Origin of the sequence: Brachybacterium sacelli (assembly GCF_017876545.1) — a bacterium.
Lineage (GTDB): Bacteria > Actinomycetota > Actinomycetes > Actinomycetales > Dermabacteraceae > Brachybacterium > Brachybacterium sacelli.
Genome location: NZ_JAGIOD010000001.1, coordinates 711,684 through 727,140, shown reverse-complemented (window position 1 = coordinate 727,140; position 15,457 = coordinate 711,684). Strand labels below are relative to the sequence as shown.

General features: G+C 69.5%; 17 protein-coding genes. 1 reads left to right on the top strand and 16 read right to left on the bottom strand.

Going from position 1 to position 15,457, the window contains the following annotated elements:
* Nucleotides 1–37: 37 nt before the first annotated feature.
* From JOF43_RS03150 to JOF43_RS03075, 16 genes are all read right to left on the bottom strand, one after another.
* The gene (locus tag JOF43_RS03150) at nt 38–967 is read right to left on the bottom strand and encodes a hypothetical protein (protein WP_209898974.1); all 930 of its coding nucleotides are present in this window, start codon (nt 965–967) and stop codon (nt 38–40) included.
* A 95-nt stretch (nt 968–1,062) separates the two neighbouring features.
* A complete protein-coding gene (locus JOF43_RS03145; protein WP_209898971.1) occupies nt 1,063–1,617 on the bottom strand; it encodes a hypothetical protein in 555 nt (184 codons plus the stop codon).
* Between the two features lie 8 nt (nt 1,618–1,625).
* Nucleotides 1,626–4,898: a LysM peptidoglycan-binding domain-containing protein gene (locus tag JOF43_RS03140; RefSeq protein WP_209898968.1), complete on the bottom strand. Its 3,273-nt coding sequence runs from the start codon at nt 4,896–4,898 to the stop codon at nt 1,626–1,628.
* The gene (locus JOF43_RS03135) at nt 4,895–5,320 is read right to left on the bottom strand and encodes a pilus assembly protein TadG-related protein (protein ID WP_209898965.1); all 426 of its coding nucleotides are present in this window, start codon (nt 5,318–5,320) and stop codon (nt 4,895–4,897) included. Before JOF43_RS03135 ends, JOF43_RS03140 begins: the two co-directional genes overlap by 4 nt.
* Nucleotides 5,317–5,748, bottom strand: coding sequence for a pilus assembly protein (locus JOF43_RS03130; protein WP_209898962.1), 432 nt, complete (start codon nt 5,746–5,748; stop codon nt 5,317–5,319). The genes JOF43_RS03135 and JOF43_RS03130 overlap by 4 nt, the downstream gene beginning before the upstream one ends.
* A 58-nt stretch (nt 5,749–5,806) precedes the next feature.
* Complete coding sequence (locus JOF43_RS03125; RefSeq protein ID WP_209898959.1) at nt 5,807–6,184, bottom strand: TadE/TadG family type IV pilus assembly protein; 378 nt, start codon at nt 6,182–6,184, stop codon at nt 5,807–5,809.
* A 38-nt stretch (nt 6,185–6,222) separates the two neighbouring features.
* The gene (locus tag JOF43_RS03120; RefSeq protein ID WP_209898956.1) at nt 6,223–6,420 is read right to left on the bottom strand and encodes a hypothetical protein; all 198 of its coding nucleotides are present in this window, start codon (nt 6,418–6,420) and stop codon (nt 6,223–6,225) included.
* A 110-nt stretch (nt 6,421–6,530) separates the two neighbouring features.
* Complete coding sequence (locus JOF43_RS03115) at nt 6,531–7,421, bottom strand: hypothetical protein (protein WP_209898953.1); 891 nt, start codon at nt 7,419–7,421, stop codon at nt 6,531–6,533.
* On the bottom strand, nt 7,421–8,266 hold the full coding sequence (locus tag JOF43_RS03110; protein WP_209898950.1) for a type II secretion system F family protein: 846 nt from the start codon (nt 8,264–8,266) through the stop codon (nt 7,421–7,423). Before JOF43_RS03110 ends, JOF43_RS03115 begins: the two co-directional genes overlap by 1 nt.
* Before the next feature lie 13 nt (nt 8,267–8,279).
* Nucleotides 8,280–9,749, bottom strand: a complete 1,470-nt coding sequence (locus JOF43_RS03105; RefSeq protein WP_209898947.1) for a TadA family conjugal transfer-associated ATPase — start codon at nt 9,747–9,749, stop codon at nt 8,280–8,282.
* Nucleotides 9,746–10,531, bottom strand: a complete 786-nt coding sequence (locus JOF43_RS03100; RefSeq protein WP_209898944.1) for a MinD/ParA family ATP-binding protein — start codon at nt 10,529–10,531, stop codon at nt 9,746–9,748. The genes JOF43_RS03105 and JOF43_RS03100 overlap by 4 nt, the downstream gene beginning before the upstream one ends.
* A 1-nt stretch (nt 10,532) precedes the next feature.
* Nucleotides 10,533–11,225 (bottom strand): SAF domain-containing protein, encoded by a 693-nt coding sequence (locus JOF43_RS03095; protein ID WP_209898941.1) that lies wholly within the window; start codon nt 11,223–11,225, stop codon nt 10,533–10,535.
* Between the two features lie 420 nt (nt 11,226–11,645).
* Nucleotides 11,646–12,392 carry a hypothetical protein gene (locus tag JOF43_RS03090; RefSeq protein ID WP_209898939.1) on the bottom strand — a complete coding sequence of 249 codons (747 nt, stop codon included), beginning with the start codon at nt 12,390–12,392 and terminating at the stop codon, nt 11,646–11,648.
* A 110-nt stretch (nt 12,393–12,502) separates the two neighbouring features.
* The gene (locus JOF43_RS03085) at nt 12,503–12,808 is read right to left on the bottom strand and encodes a glutaredoxin family protein (RefSeq protein ID WP_209898936.1); all 306 of its coding nucleotides are present in this window, start codon (nt 12,806–12,808) and stop codon (nt 12,503–12,505) included.
* A 150-nt stretch (nt 12,809–12,958) separates the two neighbouring features.
* Nucleotides 12,959–13,852 carry a hypothetical protein gene (locus JOF43_RS03080; protein ID WP_209898933.1) on the bottom strand — a complete coding sequence of 298 codons (894 nt, stop codon included), beginning with the start codon at nt 13,850–13,852 and terminating at the stop codon, nt 12,959–12,961.
* A gap of 56 nt (nt 13,853–13,908) precedes the next feature.
* On the bottom strand, nt 13,909–14,877 hold the full coding sequence (locus tag JOF43_RS03075) for a WXG100 family type VII secretion target (protein WP_209898930.1): 969 nt from the start codon (nt 14,875–14,877) through the stop codon (nt 13,909–13,911).
* A 137-nt stretch (nt 14,878–15,014) separates the two neighbouring features.
* On the opposite strand from JOF43_RS03075, the gene JOF43_RS22430 reads away from it, so the two are divergent.
* A complete protein-coding gene (locus tag JOF43_RS22430) occupies nt 15,015–15,419 on the top strand; it encodes a PH domain-containing protein (RefSeq protein WP_209898927.1) in 405 nt (134 codons plus the stop codon).
* Nucleotides 15,420–15,457: the final 38 nt, after the last annotated feature.

The window sequence follows — 15,457 nt, the reverse complement described above, 5'->3', positions numbered from 1 at the left end:
GGGGTGAGTGGCATTTTGGCTGGCGCTAGTGTGGAGTTCAGGAGACGTCGGTGACGACGCTTTGGTAGGAGCCGATTCGGAGTTGTTTGTCGGTGGTGAGGTCGAGGGGGATCTGGCCGTCTTCGCCGGTGTTGGATGCCCAGTCGACGGTCCAGTGGGCGGTGATGTTGAGGGTGTAGAGCCCGTTGGGCTGGTCGTCGCTCATCTGTTCGTAGACGTGTCCGCAGTCGGGGGATTCCTCGATACCGGTGCCGGGGTACTCGGTGCCGGGTCCGGTGCATTCGATCGTGGTGCCATCGCCCATGTCGATGCTCATCCCGGAGAACTTCGCGGTCGCGGTCACGGTGACGTCGCCGGCTGTGGCGCTGGTGGAGTTCGGGCCTGTGGTCGTCGGCCCAGGGTTTGCAACCCACAGCCACACCGGAAGGCCGACCGCCCCGAGAGTGTCCGAATCATTCGGAGTTGATTCGACCCGTGGGGCCCGGAGATGCATCTTGGAAACTGCTGTTTGTGCCACCGCAGCGGGAGAGACTGGGGTGCCTGTTCCCGCAGAGGTATTAGGATCCTCTGTCGCTTCTGAGGCATCCTCTCCGGTCGGAGGGAAGTACATGCAATTCTGTCGGAGGTTGAGCTGCAAAAAAATGCAGTTATCCCTCGTCTCCTTGAGATCTGCTTGCTCGGCGATAAACGTCCAGGAGTCGTCGAAGCCTTTCACCGCTATCGAGTCCAAATTGACTGTATCGTATTCGTGGACGCTACTACGATCCCCTTCTTTTGCGGAAAGGGCAGGCTGCGCGGTCTTACTGGCTGGAAGCCCATCGCTCCCTTCGGGGGATGCGGCGCTTCCTTTCCCGCCGCTGCTATCGCCGCTGTCGTCGTCGGCGCCTTCTTCGTCGCTGCTGCTTGGGGGGTCTTTCGCTTCGACGGTCGGGTTGGCATCCCCGCCGTTTTCGTTCTCGTTGAGCACAAAAGGGGTCGCGGGCGGAGGTTCGTCGCTGCTATCGTCGGAGTAGCTCGTGGCCGCTAGAAGGCTCAAGGTTATTGCTGCGCATACGCAGACAGTCAGTCTGTGAAGTGTTCGGCGCATGCGGTCCCCTCGTACTTATACTCTTTCAGAGCGATCATCCACGGGTCTGACTCTGAATCCCTGGAGAGTGTAAAAGTCGCTACGCTTTCATTGTTGTTTGGAATTCTGGCGGGTTCGCCGCCAACTGAAGCTTCTTGCGCGCTGGGGTCATTGCAGAACTCGATGATGACGGTGTTCCCTGAGTCGTTGACAGAGGTCCAGTCGGAAAGTTTCCGCTCACCGGTGATGATTGCTTGGGAGTCAGCCCGCTTGGCGTCGTCAGCTTTCTGCGTTTCCGCGAGTTCGGGCGCAAGGTACTCGTCGGCATAGTTTGAGTCCTTCCAGCCTTCCGCTGCTGCCGCGTCGAACGCGTCGAAGTACGCTTCGACCCGCTCTTGCGGCGTCGCGTCAGCAGGGTCCTGGGATGGCGGTGCTTCCTGCGTGGCGGCCTCGGTGGGGTTCTCCTCGGACCCGTCGCTGCAGGCGGCGAGCGGGAGGGCGACGAGGCTGGCCATCGCGAGGGCGGTGAGTGCTCGGTGGCGGGTGCGCATGGGGCTCCTCAGAGTGCGATCCGGTGGGACGCGGGGGTGGTGGACATCAGGGATTCGGTCTCGGGCAGAAGATCGTAGCCGTCGTCGACTTCTTCGATCAGGGCTTCCAGCTGGTGGGTGATGCGGCGATGGAGGCCCTGGTCGCAGGAGGCTGCGCGGAGGCGATCGCGCCAGAGCTGCTCGTGGAGCGGCTCGACGCGCAGGCCGCGCTCGGTCGCCCACAGCACGGTCTCCGTGTCTCCGGCCTCGAACGCCCGCTGGGCGAGCTCGTGGGCGAGATCGAGGATGGTATCGGTCATGCGGTACTGGAGAGGGATCGCCCAGCGATACCGGGAGCGACCGGCATCCTCGAAGGGGCGGCTCCGCACCAGTTTCAGCGCCTCGGCAAGCTCGTCGTCGGAGGCGGCGCGATGATCGCGGGCGACCTCCTGGACCAGCGCCCAGTCGGAGCTGAGGTGCTCGCTGAAGGCGTAGGAGCCGTCGGCGCCTCGCGCGCGCGGCAGGTACGGCTCACCGTTCTCCCGGGCGCCCAGCCAGGTGCGCAGCCGTGAGATGCGCTGGTGACGGGTGCTGTCGGCGATGCGCTTGCCGGGCCAGAGGTCGGCGCGGAAGTCGGCGTCGGGCATCCCGGGGTGCAGGTGGATGTAGGCGACGGTCTCGGTCAGCTCGGCGAGGCGCTTCTCCTCCAGCGGCCCGGTGGCACCGAGCACCTCGAGCGGGCCCAGCACACGGAGGAAGGGCGTGGAATCCGGCAGCTCCGGCGTGCGGTCGCGCAGGTCCGCTGTGAGCAGGGTGCCCGTCGGCTCCGGGAGGACCGATAGGGGCCGCAGCACTGCCCCGGCGGGTTCCTTCTCGGGCTCGACCACTTCGGGGGTTCCGGCGGCGGAGAAGGCTCGCAGGAGGCGACCGAAGTCGGCCGAGGTCAGCAGCTGCGGGGCGAAGTCCAGGCCGAACGGGTCGAGGTGGGCAGTCTCCAGCGATTCGACCGTGAGCAGACCATCGCTCTGGAGGTCCTGCTGCCCGGCCGCGACGACTGCGAGGCCGAGCCGCGGGCGCGCCTCGAGAACCTCGCGCAGCCGTGCCTGTTCGGACGGACTCATGTCGGTGCCCAGGAGCAGGATCTGCGGAGCCCAGAGATCGCCGGCGTCCCCGGAGCGCCTGGCATGCTGGGCGGAGTCCTGCCCCTGGTCTGCCAGGGCAGTCTGCTCGGCGGCACGGCCGGCCTCGAGCTCCTTGAGCGCCTCGTGGACGCTCGTGCGGCTCGTGATCCGCCCGGAGTCCAGGGCGGCCTCGAGCTCGGGGCCGACGCCGACCGTGGTGATCGAGAGGTCGTCGGCCCAGGGAGAGGTGGCGAGGAAGACCGCCAATGCCCGCAGCACCGCTCGCGCGCTCGCTGCGTCCGCGTCGAGGCCGACAGCGGCGAGATGCTCGAGGTCGACCAGTACCTCGCTGCCCTCGGCAGTGGTTCCGAGCGGGACCAGCGCCGGGTACGGGGCGATGACCTCCCCGACCGAGGCGTCGTCGGCGAGCTCAGCGGTGCGGGCCAGCAGCCAGCGCTCCGGATCCTCGGTCGCCTCGAACGGTGCAGGCAGCTGCTGGGACCCGGCCGTGCGCAGCTCGAGGTGCGTCTCCCCGAGCAGGATCAGGCGGAGGTCCGGGATCGCGGTGCCCTCGCGGAGGCAGAGGGCCGCCAGAGTGCGCAACGAGCGATCGACGAGCTCGAGGGCGGCGGGGTCCTCGCGCCGGGCCAGGTGGACCTGGTCGAGATCGACCGCGGGCCCACCGGCGACCCGCTCTCCCGCGCGACGGGTGCGCTGGACGTCGTGGCGCCTGGTGAGCAGAGAACTGAGGACGCTCGCCGCGAGGACTGAGCCGACACCCGCCCACGGCACGGCGGCAGCATCCACTGTCGGCGCGGCGAAGAAGGAGGTGCGCGAGGCGCCGGAAGCCCGGGCAGCGCCGGATGCAGGCTCCTCCGTGTCCGTGTCCGTGTCCGTGTCCGTGTCCGTGTCCGTGTCCGTGTCCGTGTTCGTGGCCGCGGCGGCCGTACCGTGATCCGGGGCCTCCCCGGCCTCGGCTCGGGCCTGGGCGGCGCGCTCGGCGAGCACGTCGGCCTCCGCCTGGGCGGCCTGGGCGGCCCCGACCAGGGAGGCGCCCTCCGGATTCCCGGTGGCCTTCGCTTCCGCCACCGCGGCCCATGCGGCGTCGGCCTCGAGCGCGGCGGCCTCCGCTCGGGTCCCGGCCGTCGCGGCCGCCTTCTGCTCCTCGGCCGCTGCGGCGAGCGAGGCGCGGGCGACGTCCGCGCGCAGGGCGTCCGTCGGATCCTGCGTGGTGGTGCCGGGGGTGCTCCGTGCCTGCTCGGAGACACCAGCGGAGCCCGGGGCGGCCGGGACGGGCACGCGCAGCATCCATCCGGCGCGGATCTCGTCGGCGTCGAGGAGGGCGGCGCTGTCTGGCTGCTCGAGGCCCCGGGAGGCGTCGAGGATCTCCGGCCAGCGGTCCGCATCGCCGAGGTGCGCGGCGGCGAGCGAGGACAGCGTGTCCCCGGGCTGGACGGAGACCGTCTCATAGGGCTGTTCCCCACCCGCGTCGCCGCCGGCGGTGGTCGCGGGCACTCCGGGGATCGTCAGGGTCCAGCCCGGCTCCAGGATCGGGTCCTGGCCCGCCCGCAGCGAGTGGCCGTCGGGCTGGAGGCGGCCGTCGTTCGCGGAGACGATCTCCCGCCACCGGTGTCCGTCGCCGAGGTGCTCCTCGGCCAGGTCCCAGGCGGTGTCGCCGGGCTGGACGGTGATGACGAGATCGGGTTCGCCGTGCGGGGTCGAGGTGGCCTCGGCCGCCGCCTCCTCGACCCCGCTGCTGCTCGGGGCGGGCACGGACGGGGCGGTGTTCTCCGACTGCCCGGAGGGCTCGACAGGGGCCGTCTCCGCCAGGGCCGCGGGCGCCCCGACCCCGCCGGCGATCGCGGTGATCAGCAGCGCGGCCGCCCCCTGCTGGGCGCCCAGGCCGCGGAGCTGCGGCGGACGGACATGCCGGGCTCGTGCAGCGAGCTCGAGGATGACGGACAGCGCGAACGTCGCCCAGGCGAACCAGCCGATCCAGACCAGGACGAACAGCAGGAACCCGACGGTGTCCCGGCTCGTCAGGAGGGTCAGGACGTTCTGTCCCGAGGGCAGCGCCGACGGGATCGGGTTGCCGTAGAAGACCAGCAGACCGGCCGGGATCCCTGCCAGCAGGGCGATCAGGACGAGGAGGGCGGTTGCCGCCCGCAGTGTGCGGGTCACGGGGTCACCTCCGCCTGCCCGTGGATGAGGTCCACGCTCGCGGTGCGCGTGGCGGAGACCGTGGTGATGCCGATGAGGCCGAGGAAGACGGTGTCCGCAGTGCGGGTCACGGTGACCTCGACGGTGGTTTCGTCGACCACCCGCACCGACCCCGAGGCGCCGGCACCGGCAAGATACTCCTCGGCGGCGGCCGCAGACCCGTCGGCCGACAGCTGCGCGGTGCCGCCCTCGGTGGGCAGGGCGTCCAGCGGCTGGGCGCCCGCGCGGGCGGCCTGCTGGGCGAGCGAGGAGGCCTCGCTGGAGGCGGTCATCTTGGCTCCGCCGTCGACGACGAGGCCGATGACGAGGACCAGGGCGAGGAAGACCACCACCACCATCTCGGAGACCTCGCCGCGCTCGAGCTGCCTGCGGACTCTCGTCATGACCGCTCCCGGAAGGTGTCCAGGGGACTGGTGCTCTCCACCGTCACCGTGCGGGTGCCGGGCAGCCCGGGGATCGGCATCAGCTGTGCGTAGGGGACGGTGCAGCTGATGGTGCTGTGCACCACGGCGACCTCCCCGGGCGGGGTGGAGAAGGCGCTCGCGTCGACGTTCACCGAGAGATCCGTGCACGACTTCCCCTGTTGCGCGAGTTGCCAGGTGAAGGAGTCCTCGACCCGGTCCACGGCGTCCTGTCGGCTGGTGGCGAGCGAGGCGGCGCGGGCGGCGGAATGCGCGGTGGTGGTGACGTTCTGCTCCCCGAGAGCGACGCTGCCGACGGCTGCGACCAGCGCCACCAGCAGGAGCAGGGTGGGCGCGAGGACCACGGCCTCGGTGCTCGCGGCACCGCGTTCGAGCGCTCGACGGGTCATGGCCGTCGCCCTCCTCTCTCCTCGTCGTTCTCGTGCATGCGGGGTGCGTTCTGCCCGGTCAGGGGACGTACTGCTCCACCGGGACGGTGATGGACTGCTCGATGGGCGGCAGCTCGACCAGCGGGACCAGGGACAGGGCGCTGCCGCGGACCGTGACGGTGACCGCGTCGGCGCTGCGGGTGGAGCTCACCGAGTACTCGCGCAGGACGCCGTCGGCGTTCTCCTCCAGCGAGGTGCGCGTGGCGGCGTCCGCCGGTTGCGTGGACTGGTGCGCGGCGGCCGCCGTCGCACCCTCCCGGGCCGAGTGCACCGCGACGTTTCGGGCGTACGCCCAGATCCCCACCTGGATGACCACGAACACCAGCCCCAGGACCAGCGGGAAGATGAGGACGGCCTCGCTGGTCTGGCCGCGCTCGAAGCGACGCACAGCGCTCATCGAGGTTCCTCCTGCAGTGGTCGTCGGCCGGGGTGGGCTCAGCCCAGTTCGCCGGTCTTGGTCGTGACCCAGGTCTTCACAGCCACGACGACGATCCCGGCGATCAGGATCCCGCCGAGGGCGATGAGGATGTACTCGACGGTGCTGGCGCCGACGGTCGCGGACTGCCGGGCTCGCTGGGCGTGATCGCGCACGAAGCCGACCAGGATTGTGAGGAGGATCTTCAGGGATTCCATGGGGTGTCCTTCGGTGTGTCGGTGTACTGAGAGGGGTACCGCGGAACCGGAACCGTTCTGTGACCGGATCCGCGGATATTCTGACAGGCGTCCACTCGGCGTCGGGGTCGTCATGACGAGACCAGGGTGAGCAGGGACGGGGTGATCAGCAGCCCGATGAAGGCGAAGGCCAGCACTGCCAGCGGCAGCGACATGGTCTCCGACCGGGCGTTGGCCGAGCCCTGCTCGGACCGCAGCTGGGCATTGCGCATCGAATGCGCGTGGGAGCGGAGGTTCTCCCAGATCGAGGCCCCCTCCTCCCCCGAGAGCCGCACGATGTCGGCGATCTCGTGCAGTTCGTTGACGTCGAGCTCGTCGCCGAGCTCGCGCAGGTCGTTCCAGGCGGAGGTCCCCCGCAGCCGCGAACGTTCGATCATCTGACGGATCCGTACGAACAGCTCGTTGTCCCCGATCACCGCGGCATCCTTCATCGCCTGGGTGGCGGAGGCGCCGCCGATGCGGGCGAGCGCGACGAAGTCGACGTAGGCGGCGATGATGCGCCGGTAGTGGTTGCGCCGCTTCGCGGCCCGCTGGCGCACCTCGAGGTCGGGGAGGAAGAAGAAGGCCACGGCCAGCACCAGCATGACGCCGACGGTCATCGGGATCGGGAACGTGAGGCCGGCGATGTACGCGATGACCGTCATGAGCGCCGGGAAGAGGAGTCCGGCCAGAGCGGCGATCCCCTTCTGCCCGTAGAACTTGCGCACGGACCAGTCGATGAGCGCCAGATCGCGCTCCGGGGTCACGACCAGTGGGAGCTGGGACGTCGCCCGCTCCGCCCAGGCACCCAGGCGCTCTTCGAGCCCGCGGGGAGGCGGAGTCGCCTCCTGCGCCGACGGGGTCGAGGAGCCGAGGCGTTCGAGGGCGGCCGGCAGCGCGGGCGGCGCAGGGACCAGAGCGCGAAGGATCAGGAGGACGCCGACGCCGATCCCTCCGCCGAGCAGCAGGATCACGGGGACCATCAGGCACCTCCCGACGGTCGGAGCAGCCGCTGGGACCGGGGCTCACGGGAGACCAGGTTCATCCACCACAGGGCGAGGAGGAAGATCGCCACCAGGACGACGAGCACGATCTGTCCCATGGGTGTCTGGTACGGCTCGACGTAATCGGGATTGAGGACGAACTGGCCGACGACCACCACGAGGGAGATCACCGTGATCAGGCGGGCGTTCGCCCGGGGCTTGGCGCGATCGGCCTCGATCTGGCGGCGGGCCGCGACGTCGTCGGAGATGGTCTGGGCGGTGCCCTCGAGGATCCGCGTGAGCCCGGCACCCCGGCGCCTGGTGCCCAGGATGAGCGAGCCCGTCAGGAGGTCTCCCGTGGGATCGTCGAGGTCGTCGCCGAAGTTCTCCAGTGCCCGTTCGACGGGGATGCCCGCCTGGAGCCTGGCCGCGAGCATCCCGATCTCCTCCTTGAGGGCTTCGGGGGCGGAGCTTCGCGAGGCGACGATGGCCTGCTCGATGCTGGCGGCAGCGCCGAGCAGACCGGTCAGGGAGCGGGCCCACTCCTCCATGGCGTTGAGCCGATCGATGGTCGACTTCCCGGTCGAGTGGGGGATCAGTTGGGGCGCGAGCAGCGCGAGCACCGGCACGGCGAGGACCGCCACGAAGTACCCGGTCAGCAGCCACAGCAGCAGCCCGATCACGACGCCGACCAGCACCCGGCGCAACTGGGTGCGGCGTCCGCGCGAGAGCTGCCGGGCGCGGGGCCGCTTCACGGGCTCGGCGGTGCGCCGGGCCCCGGCGATGGTCAGCCAGAGACCTGCCCCGGCCAGCAGGGCGAGCAGGGCGGCGGTCAGAGGGAGCATGGGTCCTCCGTCATCAGGCGGCCTCCTCGTCGTCGAGATGAGGGCGGAGGTCCTCGATCCACTCCGGGGAGAGGTGCGGGACGAGACGATCATCCTCGAGGCTCCACAGCTGGGTGGACGCCACGCGGCCGCCCTCGCCCGGCTGGTAGGTGGTCACATCGGTGATGCGACGGGTCAGCGATGACTCCCCGGTCCAGGGATTGCGGGTCTTGACGACGTCGACGTAGACGGCGAGGTCGATGTTCTCGGCCACCTGCCGGCGGGCGAAGTCCTCGGTGACGCGGCCGTCCTTGCGGGCGAGGGTCACGATGCGCTCCGGGATCGCCGCGCTGGACTTGGCGTGGATCGTGGAGAGGCTGCCGGCACCGGTCTGCATCGCCTCGAACATCGCGATCACCTCGGGGCCGAGGATCTCGCCGACAATCAGTCGGTCCAGGTTCATGCGGAAGGTGTCGCGCGCCCAGTCGTCCATGGTGATCTCGCCGATCGGGCGGCCGTTGGCGTCCTTCTCGTCGCTGCCGGGCACGGCCTCGAGTGCGATCAGGCGACGGTGGCGCTCCTTGCCGAGCTGGTCGAGGTGCAGCTCGTAGGTCGACTCGAGGGTCGCGAGCTTCTCCCAGGCGTCGATCTCGTTGATCAGTCCTCGCAGCAGCGTGGTCTTTCCGGCACCCTGGGCACCGCCGATCATGATCGACTTGCGGGCTCGCACCGCCGCGCGGAGGAACCGGGCGAGCTCGGTGGGCATCATCCCCAGGTCCACCAGGTCGTTCAGGGAGATGTCGACGAGGCGGTGGATGCGGATCGTGGCGACGGGTCGGTCGATGACCCAGCCGGTGGCCTGGAGACGGGCCGTCGGCCCCAGGCTCATGTGGAGCCGGGGGTGGGCGGGGTCGAAGGAGCGGCCGATCTTCGCCGCGTAGAACGAGAGGGTGGACAGCAGGTCCTCGTCGCTCTCGGCGACGGGCTCCGCCTCGGAGAAGGCGTTGTCGGTGTGCTGGACGAGGATGTCGTCGTACCCGTAGATCTCGATGTTCTCGATGCTGGTGTCGTCCAGCAGCGGCTGGAGGCGGCCGAAGCCGAAGAGAGATTCGAGGACGGCCTGGGTGATCGCGCGGCGCTCGGCATTGCTCCACTGCACGAGCCCCTGGTCCAGGCGACGGTTCTCCTCGTCGTCGATGTAGTGCCCGATGAGGGAGATCGCGCGGGCTCGACGGTCCTCGTCATCGGTGCCCGGCGAGTCTTCCTCGGCCAGCGCGTCGGCGACCTCGCCGCGGATCAGGTCCACGACGGTCCAGTCCCGGAAACCCTGGTCCGCCTCTGCCGGAGAGGCGGCCGGTGCGGTGGCAGGGCGCCGCACCGTGGTGTCATCCTTCGTGGCCGACGGCGCGAGCGGGGCCGGGGCCAGGAGGTCGTCGTCGAGGTCGACGAGGGCCAGGCCCTCGAAGTCGGGGAGGTCCTGTGCCTGGGGCTGCTGCGGGGTCATCGGGTGGCACCTCGGAGGGTCTGGATCGCGGTGCGGCGCTTCTGCCCGGCGGCCGAGATCGCATCCGCGAGCGAGCGCAGGTTGCGCGCGTAGGAGCTGGTGTCGAAGCCGCGTGGCCGGGGGCGGCCGTGGGCGAGCGCCGCGGCGTGCTTGGGGGCCCAGGGGAGCGAGCCCACCGTCGGATGGTGCAGCGCCCGGCTGGTCTCGGAGGGGGAGTAGGTGTCGGGCGCCGAGACGGTCAGCAGGTGGAAGGCAGGGGCGGAGAGCCCGTCGTCCTCGGCGAGGCGACGGTGCTTGATCGTGGTGCGTGCGGTCAGGGTCGAGGTGATCGTCGGTCGCAGCGTCAGCACCGAGACGTCGGAGGCCTGCAGGATCGGCGCGGCCAGGTACGGGGAGTGGATCCGGCCGATGTCGGTGATCACGTCGATCCCGGCCCGGTCCAGGTCGTACAGCGCCAGGGCCAAGGCGTCCCAACGGGTCGACAGCGCCTTGCCGTGCAGAGGATTGCTGATCCCAGGGACCAGACGGCGCAGCGGGGACTGCTCCTCGGTGAGGGGGAGGGACCGCCTCATGAGCTGTTCCTCGAAGTCCGCGCCCGGCACCAGGTCCAGAACCGTGGATTTCGGCGGCACGCTGCCTGCGAAGAACCCGGCCAGTGTGGGGGAGGCGCCGACGGTGTCGGCCTCCAGCAGGATCACGTCGCGGGGCCACATCAGGGCCAGGCCCACGGCGGTGGTGGACACGCCCGGGGATCCGGAGACGGAGGTCAGGGAGATCAGCATGTCACTGCTCCTCGGGCAGGAGCACGACACCGATCCTGCCGGTGGCGGACAGCGAGGTGAGCGTCGCGGCCCGCTCCTCCTCGACCAGCACGTCGACCACGATCACGCCTTCGGAGGTGGGGGAAGCGACAGCATGGACGGTGCCGTTGACGACGGGGGCATCGCCCGTGGGCGGGTCGTCGCCCTCCCGGGGCGTGCCGACGATCTGGACGGAGTCCCCGGGCTCGACGTCGTTCGCCGGGATCTGACCGGCCGTGACCCGGATGCCGACCACGGCCGTGCCGGGGGCGGGGAAGTTCTCCTCGCTGACCTGCCCGGGGGAGAGCAGCGCCCCTTCGTGCAGCGGGGAGGCGGCGCGCTGACCGACCAGCGACTCGAGATCGCTTCCCGAGACGACGGAGGTGCCGGCCGGGACGTTCACCTCTGTCGTGGTGAGGTCATCGGCGCTCAGGACCTGGCCCTCGGGGACGTCCGCGGCCGCGACGACGACCTGGCTGGTCGTCGACAGCCGGTCCACGACCCAGTAGGTCCCCAGGCCGCAGACCACGATCAGGGCGATGCCCAGCGCGATCAGGGCCGGTCGGCGCCGTCTGCGCAGCAAGGAGCCGGAGGGTGCCACGGGGACGGGAGTGTGCTCAGCGTCCTCCGGGCCGGTTTCGGCGTCCTTCGGCGTGCTCGTGGACAGCAGGGGCATGGCAGTTTTCCTTTCGGAGTTCAGCCCTCGGCGTTCCGCAGGCGGGGGTGTTCGCCCCGTGCGGTCACGACGGGAAGGGATGCCTCGGGCGCGCGGACGCGTTGACGCGGCGAGAGGGCCTCGCACATGGACTGCTCCTGGTGTGCTCTCGGAGGATGACGATCGTGGGCAGCAGGTCCACCCCGGACTGCTGGACGTCACGGCCCGCCGCGCGCGACGGTGCTCTGGCGGGCGGTGGTGACGATGTCGACCTCATCGTAAATGCCGTCGGTGACCGGTCGGTCATCGGCGTGGAAGGCGCGGCATCGTGTGCGTGGCCCGGCGACCGGTCCGCACCCTCGCCGCGGCGCCCCAAGACGGCCCGAACCATCGATTGGGAGGGGCACGACACGGTGAGGCGTGACCTGCAGAGGAAGGGGGTCATGCGGCCGCGTCCACCATGCCCGCGCGAAGCTCGTCGTCGTGCGAGACGGCTTCGGCGAGGCGTCGCACCAGACGGGAGGAGCGCTTGCGAACCGCGGCGGGCGAAAGGCCTCCCAGACGGCAATCTGTGACGAGATCCAAGCCGGTTCCGGGCGAGTGCACGGCGAGCAGGAAGCGCGCCTCGTCCTGCGAGATGACCTGGCGTTCTCGTGCCTGCGCGAGACCCTCGAGAAGGGCCATCTGGCTTTCGTGGGCACTCGATCCACCTGGGGGAGACTGCCGTGAGTGCGTGACATCGAGCACGTGCGGCGGGTAGGCGGTGCGCGAGGCCCGTTCCTCCGCGATCAGTCGGGCGAGCTCCGTGCGCGTCTGGCCCGTGATCCGAGCGGCCACCCGGGTGGTCTTCGCCTGGACGGACGGGGTTGCCAGGGCGTCGTAGAACGCCTCCACGACGGTGCAGAACGCGTCGGTGGGACTCTTCGTGCCGTGGCAGTAACGGGTGTGCTTGCGGGCGAGGGCGCGGAGCGCCGGTCCCATGATGTGCAGGAGCAGCTCCCGTGCCTGCGGGTCCGAGCCGACGCGGGACAGCAGGGCGTGCAGGACCTGGTCGGTGAGGTCGTCGTCGCGCAACGCCAGCATCTCCAGCAGCTCGGCGACCGTGCGCGCCGCCCCGACGGACTCGGTCAGCTCGTCGGCGAGCATCGTCTCGAGAGCGGCGTCGAGGGCCGTGGTGAGGGTGTTCATGGTGATTCCTCCGCAGGGGATCCGAGGTGGTGCCGCCATGCTGTCGAGAGGACCTTGCCCTGGACCTTGCCCGCAGAGGACGGAGCCGCCCAGGAATCTTGCCCTGCGCATCAGTGCAGGTCAGAAGGATGGCCGTGGAGGGGGTGAGGAGTTGCAGGATGGGCCAAGGCGTCGACGAGGTCGTACCTGACCCCGCTGAACCGCACTTCGCCGACCTCGCCGACGGGCAGCTCGTCGAGTCCGAGCGTGCGGACGTGGGCTCTGGCCCCGGCGTCGCGCTCGAGGTCGACGTAGCGGTAGGGCACGCCGCGGCGGATGGCTCGCCGGACCAGGGCGTCGCAGCCCCGGCAGTCGGATCTGCCGTAGATGGTCAGCACGGCGGCCATGAGGCGCCCTTCGTCGAGGGGAGTGGTCACCTCTGTACCGTGCTCGAAGGCCCCGCCTGTGACGGGGCGGGGCGGCGTTCGCTCGTCGGGCAGGAAGCCTTCGCCGGCGCCACCTTGTCCATGGGAATCGAGCTCTCGCGCCAGAAGCGACAGAGGGCGCGCGGGGAGAACCGGTAGTCGTCAGGCCTCTACGTCGCCGGGACCGCTGTCGGGCTCGTCGGCGGGCAGCTCCGGCAGGAGTGTCTCGAGGATCTCGCGCAGGGAGTCCGGCGAGACGTCGCTGATAGCCAGCGCGGTCTCAGGTGATGGGTCGGCCCCCTCGTCATCGGCCGGTCCGTTGTCGACCACACGCAGACGGTCCGACAGGGCGAAGATCGTGGCGCGCGAGGCGTCTTCGTCGCCGATGCTCGTGATGGTGGAGAGTGCACGGGTGTCCTCGAGGCCCTCGAGGGAGGTCACCTCCGCCACGGTGATCTCCTCGACCTCGCCGTCGGTCGCTGCGCAGTCGTGCGGGTCGACGAACTGGGCGAGCCGCGCGGCGAGTCCGGCGCGCGTGGGGACGGTGAAATGGTGGAAGCCGTCCGAGGCCGTGAATTCCTCGAGCACACCGTCGTCGGGGAAGAAGTACAGGCCGAGGGTGGTGCGGACCTCGGAGGCCATGCGCTCGATGATGACCATGGCTTCGGGGATCCGACGCAGAGCCAGCAGCCCGGCCAGCCCGCGCTCGAGTTGGATCATGCGCGAGGTGGGATCGCCCTCTCCGATGAGCAGGTCACCTTCGTCCTCGCGGGCCTGGTCCGTGGGGTTGACGATGCGTCGGGCGATGAGCCCACGCAGGGCGGTCGCGGCCGCGGTGTCCCGGTCGACACCGTCCTGGTCGAGGTAGGGGCTGCCGAGCACGCGCAGGGCATCCGGGCCGTCGAGGGCGAGGAGCTCCTCGTCCGAGAGCACGTACTGGACCTCGGCCTCCTCGTCGGCGAGGGCCAGGAGCTGCAGGGCGCCGAGCATGTCGCGCTCGGTGACGGTGAATGTGGGGGCGTCCGGGTCGGCGGTCTCGGGCGTGGTGGTGGTCATCGGCGGTCCTCACGGTCTGTGGGTGGGGTAAGGGCGAGGTTACGCGGTGTGCAGACTCAGAACCCGAGGGCGTTCTTCACGCCACCGGCGGCGTCCTTGAGACCGTCCACGGCGTCGCTCGCAGCGTCCGTCGCACCGTCCCAGGCGTCGCTCGCGGCTTCCGTGGTGGCATCCCAGGCGTCTCCTGCGAACTCCGTGGTGGCATCCCAGGCTTTGCTCGCGTTCTCGGAGATGGTGTCCCAGTTGTCCACGGCCCATTTCACGCCATCGGCGATCATCGCGCCACCCACGAGGACTCCCCCGATCACCTGGAGGGGCACGCCGACGACGGCGCCGACACCGGTCATGTCGCAGATCGTGCCGGCGGTGATGAGGATGCCGCCCACGGCGGTCACTACGCCCGTGATCGCGTGGAAGGTGTCGCCGCTTTTGATCGAGTCGATCATCTGCCAGCCGCCGGCGAGGATGTCCAGGCCGGGGAGGAGCTTGCCGAGGACCTTTCCGCCCTTCAGCAGCCAGGGGGCCTTCTTCATGAGCTCATCGAAGCTGCCGAGCTTGTCCAGGATCTTGTCGAAGACTTTGCCGTTGAGCCCTCGAAGCTTCTTCAAGAGCTCGTCTGGGTTCTTCATGTTCGACAGAACATCCCAGATTTTCTTGCCGCCGAGTACAGTGCCCTTGACCGCATCGACGAGCCCCTTCGCGAAGGGGAAGGCGTCCTTGAGGAAGTCCAGGAACCCGCCGGAACCCTCACCCTCCGCGGTAGAGGCCTCGTCCTGCTGCTCGGCGTGCGTCTCGAGGTCGCTGCTTCGGTCCGTCAGTCCTTCGCCGATCTGGTCAAACTGACCTGCAGTCTGGCCGCGCCACTGCTCGCGGAAGGACTCCGCGTCGGCACCCATCCACGCCGATTCGTCCATCACCAGGGGATCCAGGCGTTCGCGGAGATCCTTGAGCGTGCTCGCCCGATCCTTCAACAGTTGTGCATGCGATCGCAGCTGTTCGGTGTCCGCCCCGTAGAACCCGCTCATCCCTGTTTCCCCCCGTCGACGTCCGGTACATCGCGGAACCCTACCCAGCATGCGAGGGAGCGACCATGGGGAGAACTACCCACGGAGCCCGATCGATATGTCAGAGGCGGACATGCAGGGGTCGGTAGACTCGTCAGGTGCCCAGTACTGCAGATCCTCAGCACTCCCTGTTCACCGCAATCGATCGTCTCTACGACCGGCCACAGCCGCACGGGCCCTATAAGACGATCCTGACGAAGTATCTCGCTCCGGATGAGATCGTGCATCTGGCGTTCCGTGGCAACGGGTGGACTTTCATGGATCCGATGCTGATTATCACGGATCGGCGGATCCTGCGGCTCCGCGACCTAGGGTTCGGCAAGTGGAGTAAACGCGGAGAGGTCGCTGCTCGCGACGTGCTCGGAGCCTCTGTGAACCGCAGGTTCCTGTTCGGGACGGTCGAGATCCACCTGCGGAACGGACAGGCGCTCCGGGTGCAGTACACGACGGACACCGAAGCGGACACCTTTGTGGACGGCCTCAACCGTCTCATCGGCCGGTGAGCGGCTGGTTGCCCAGCTTCCGTCGAAGATGCCGATGG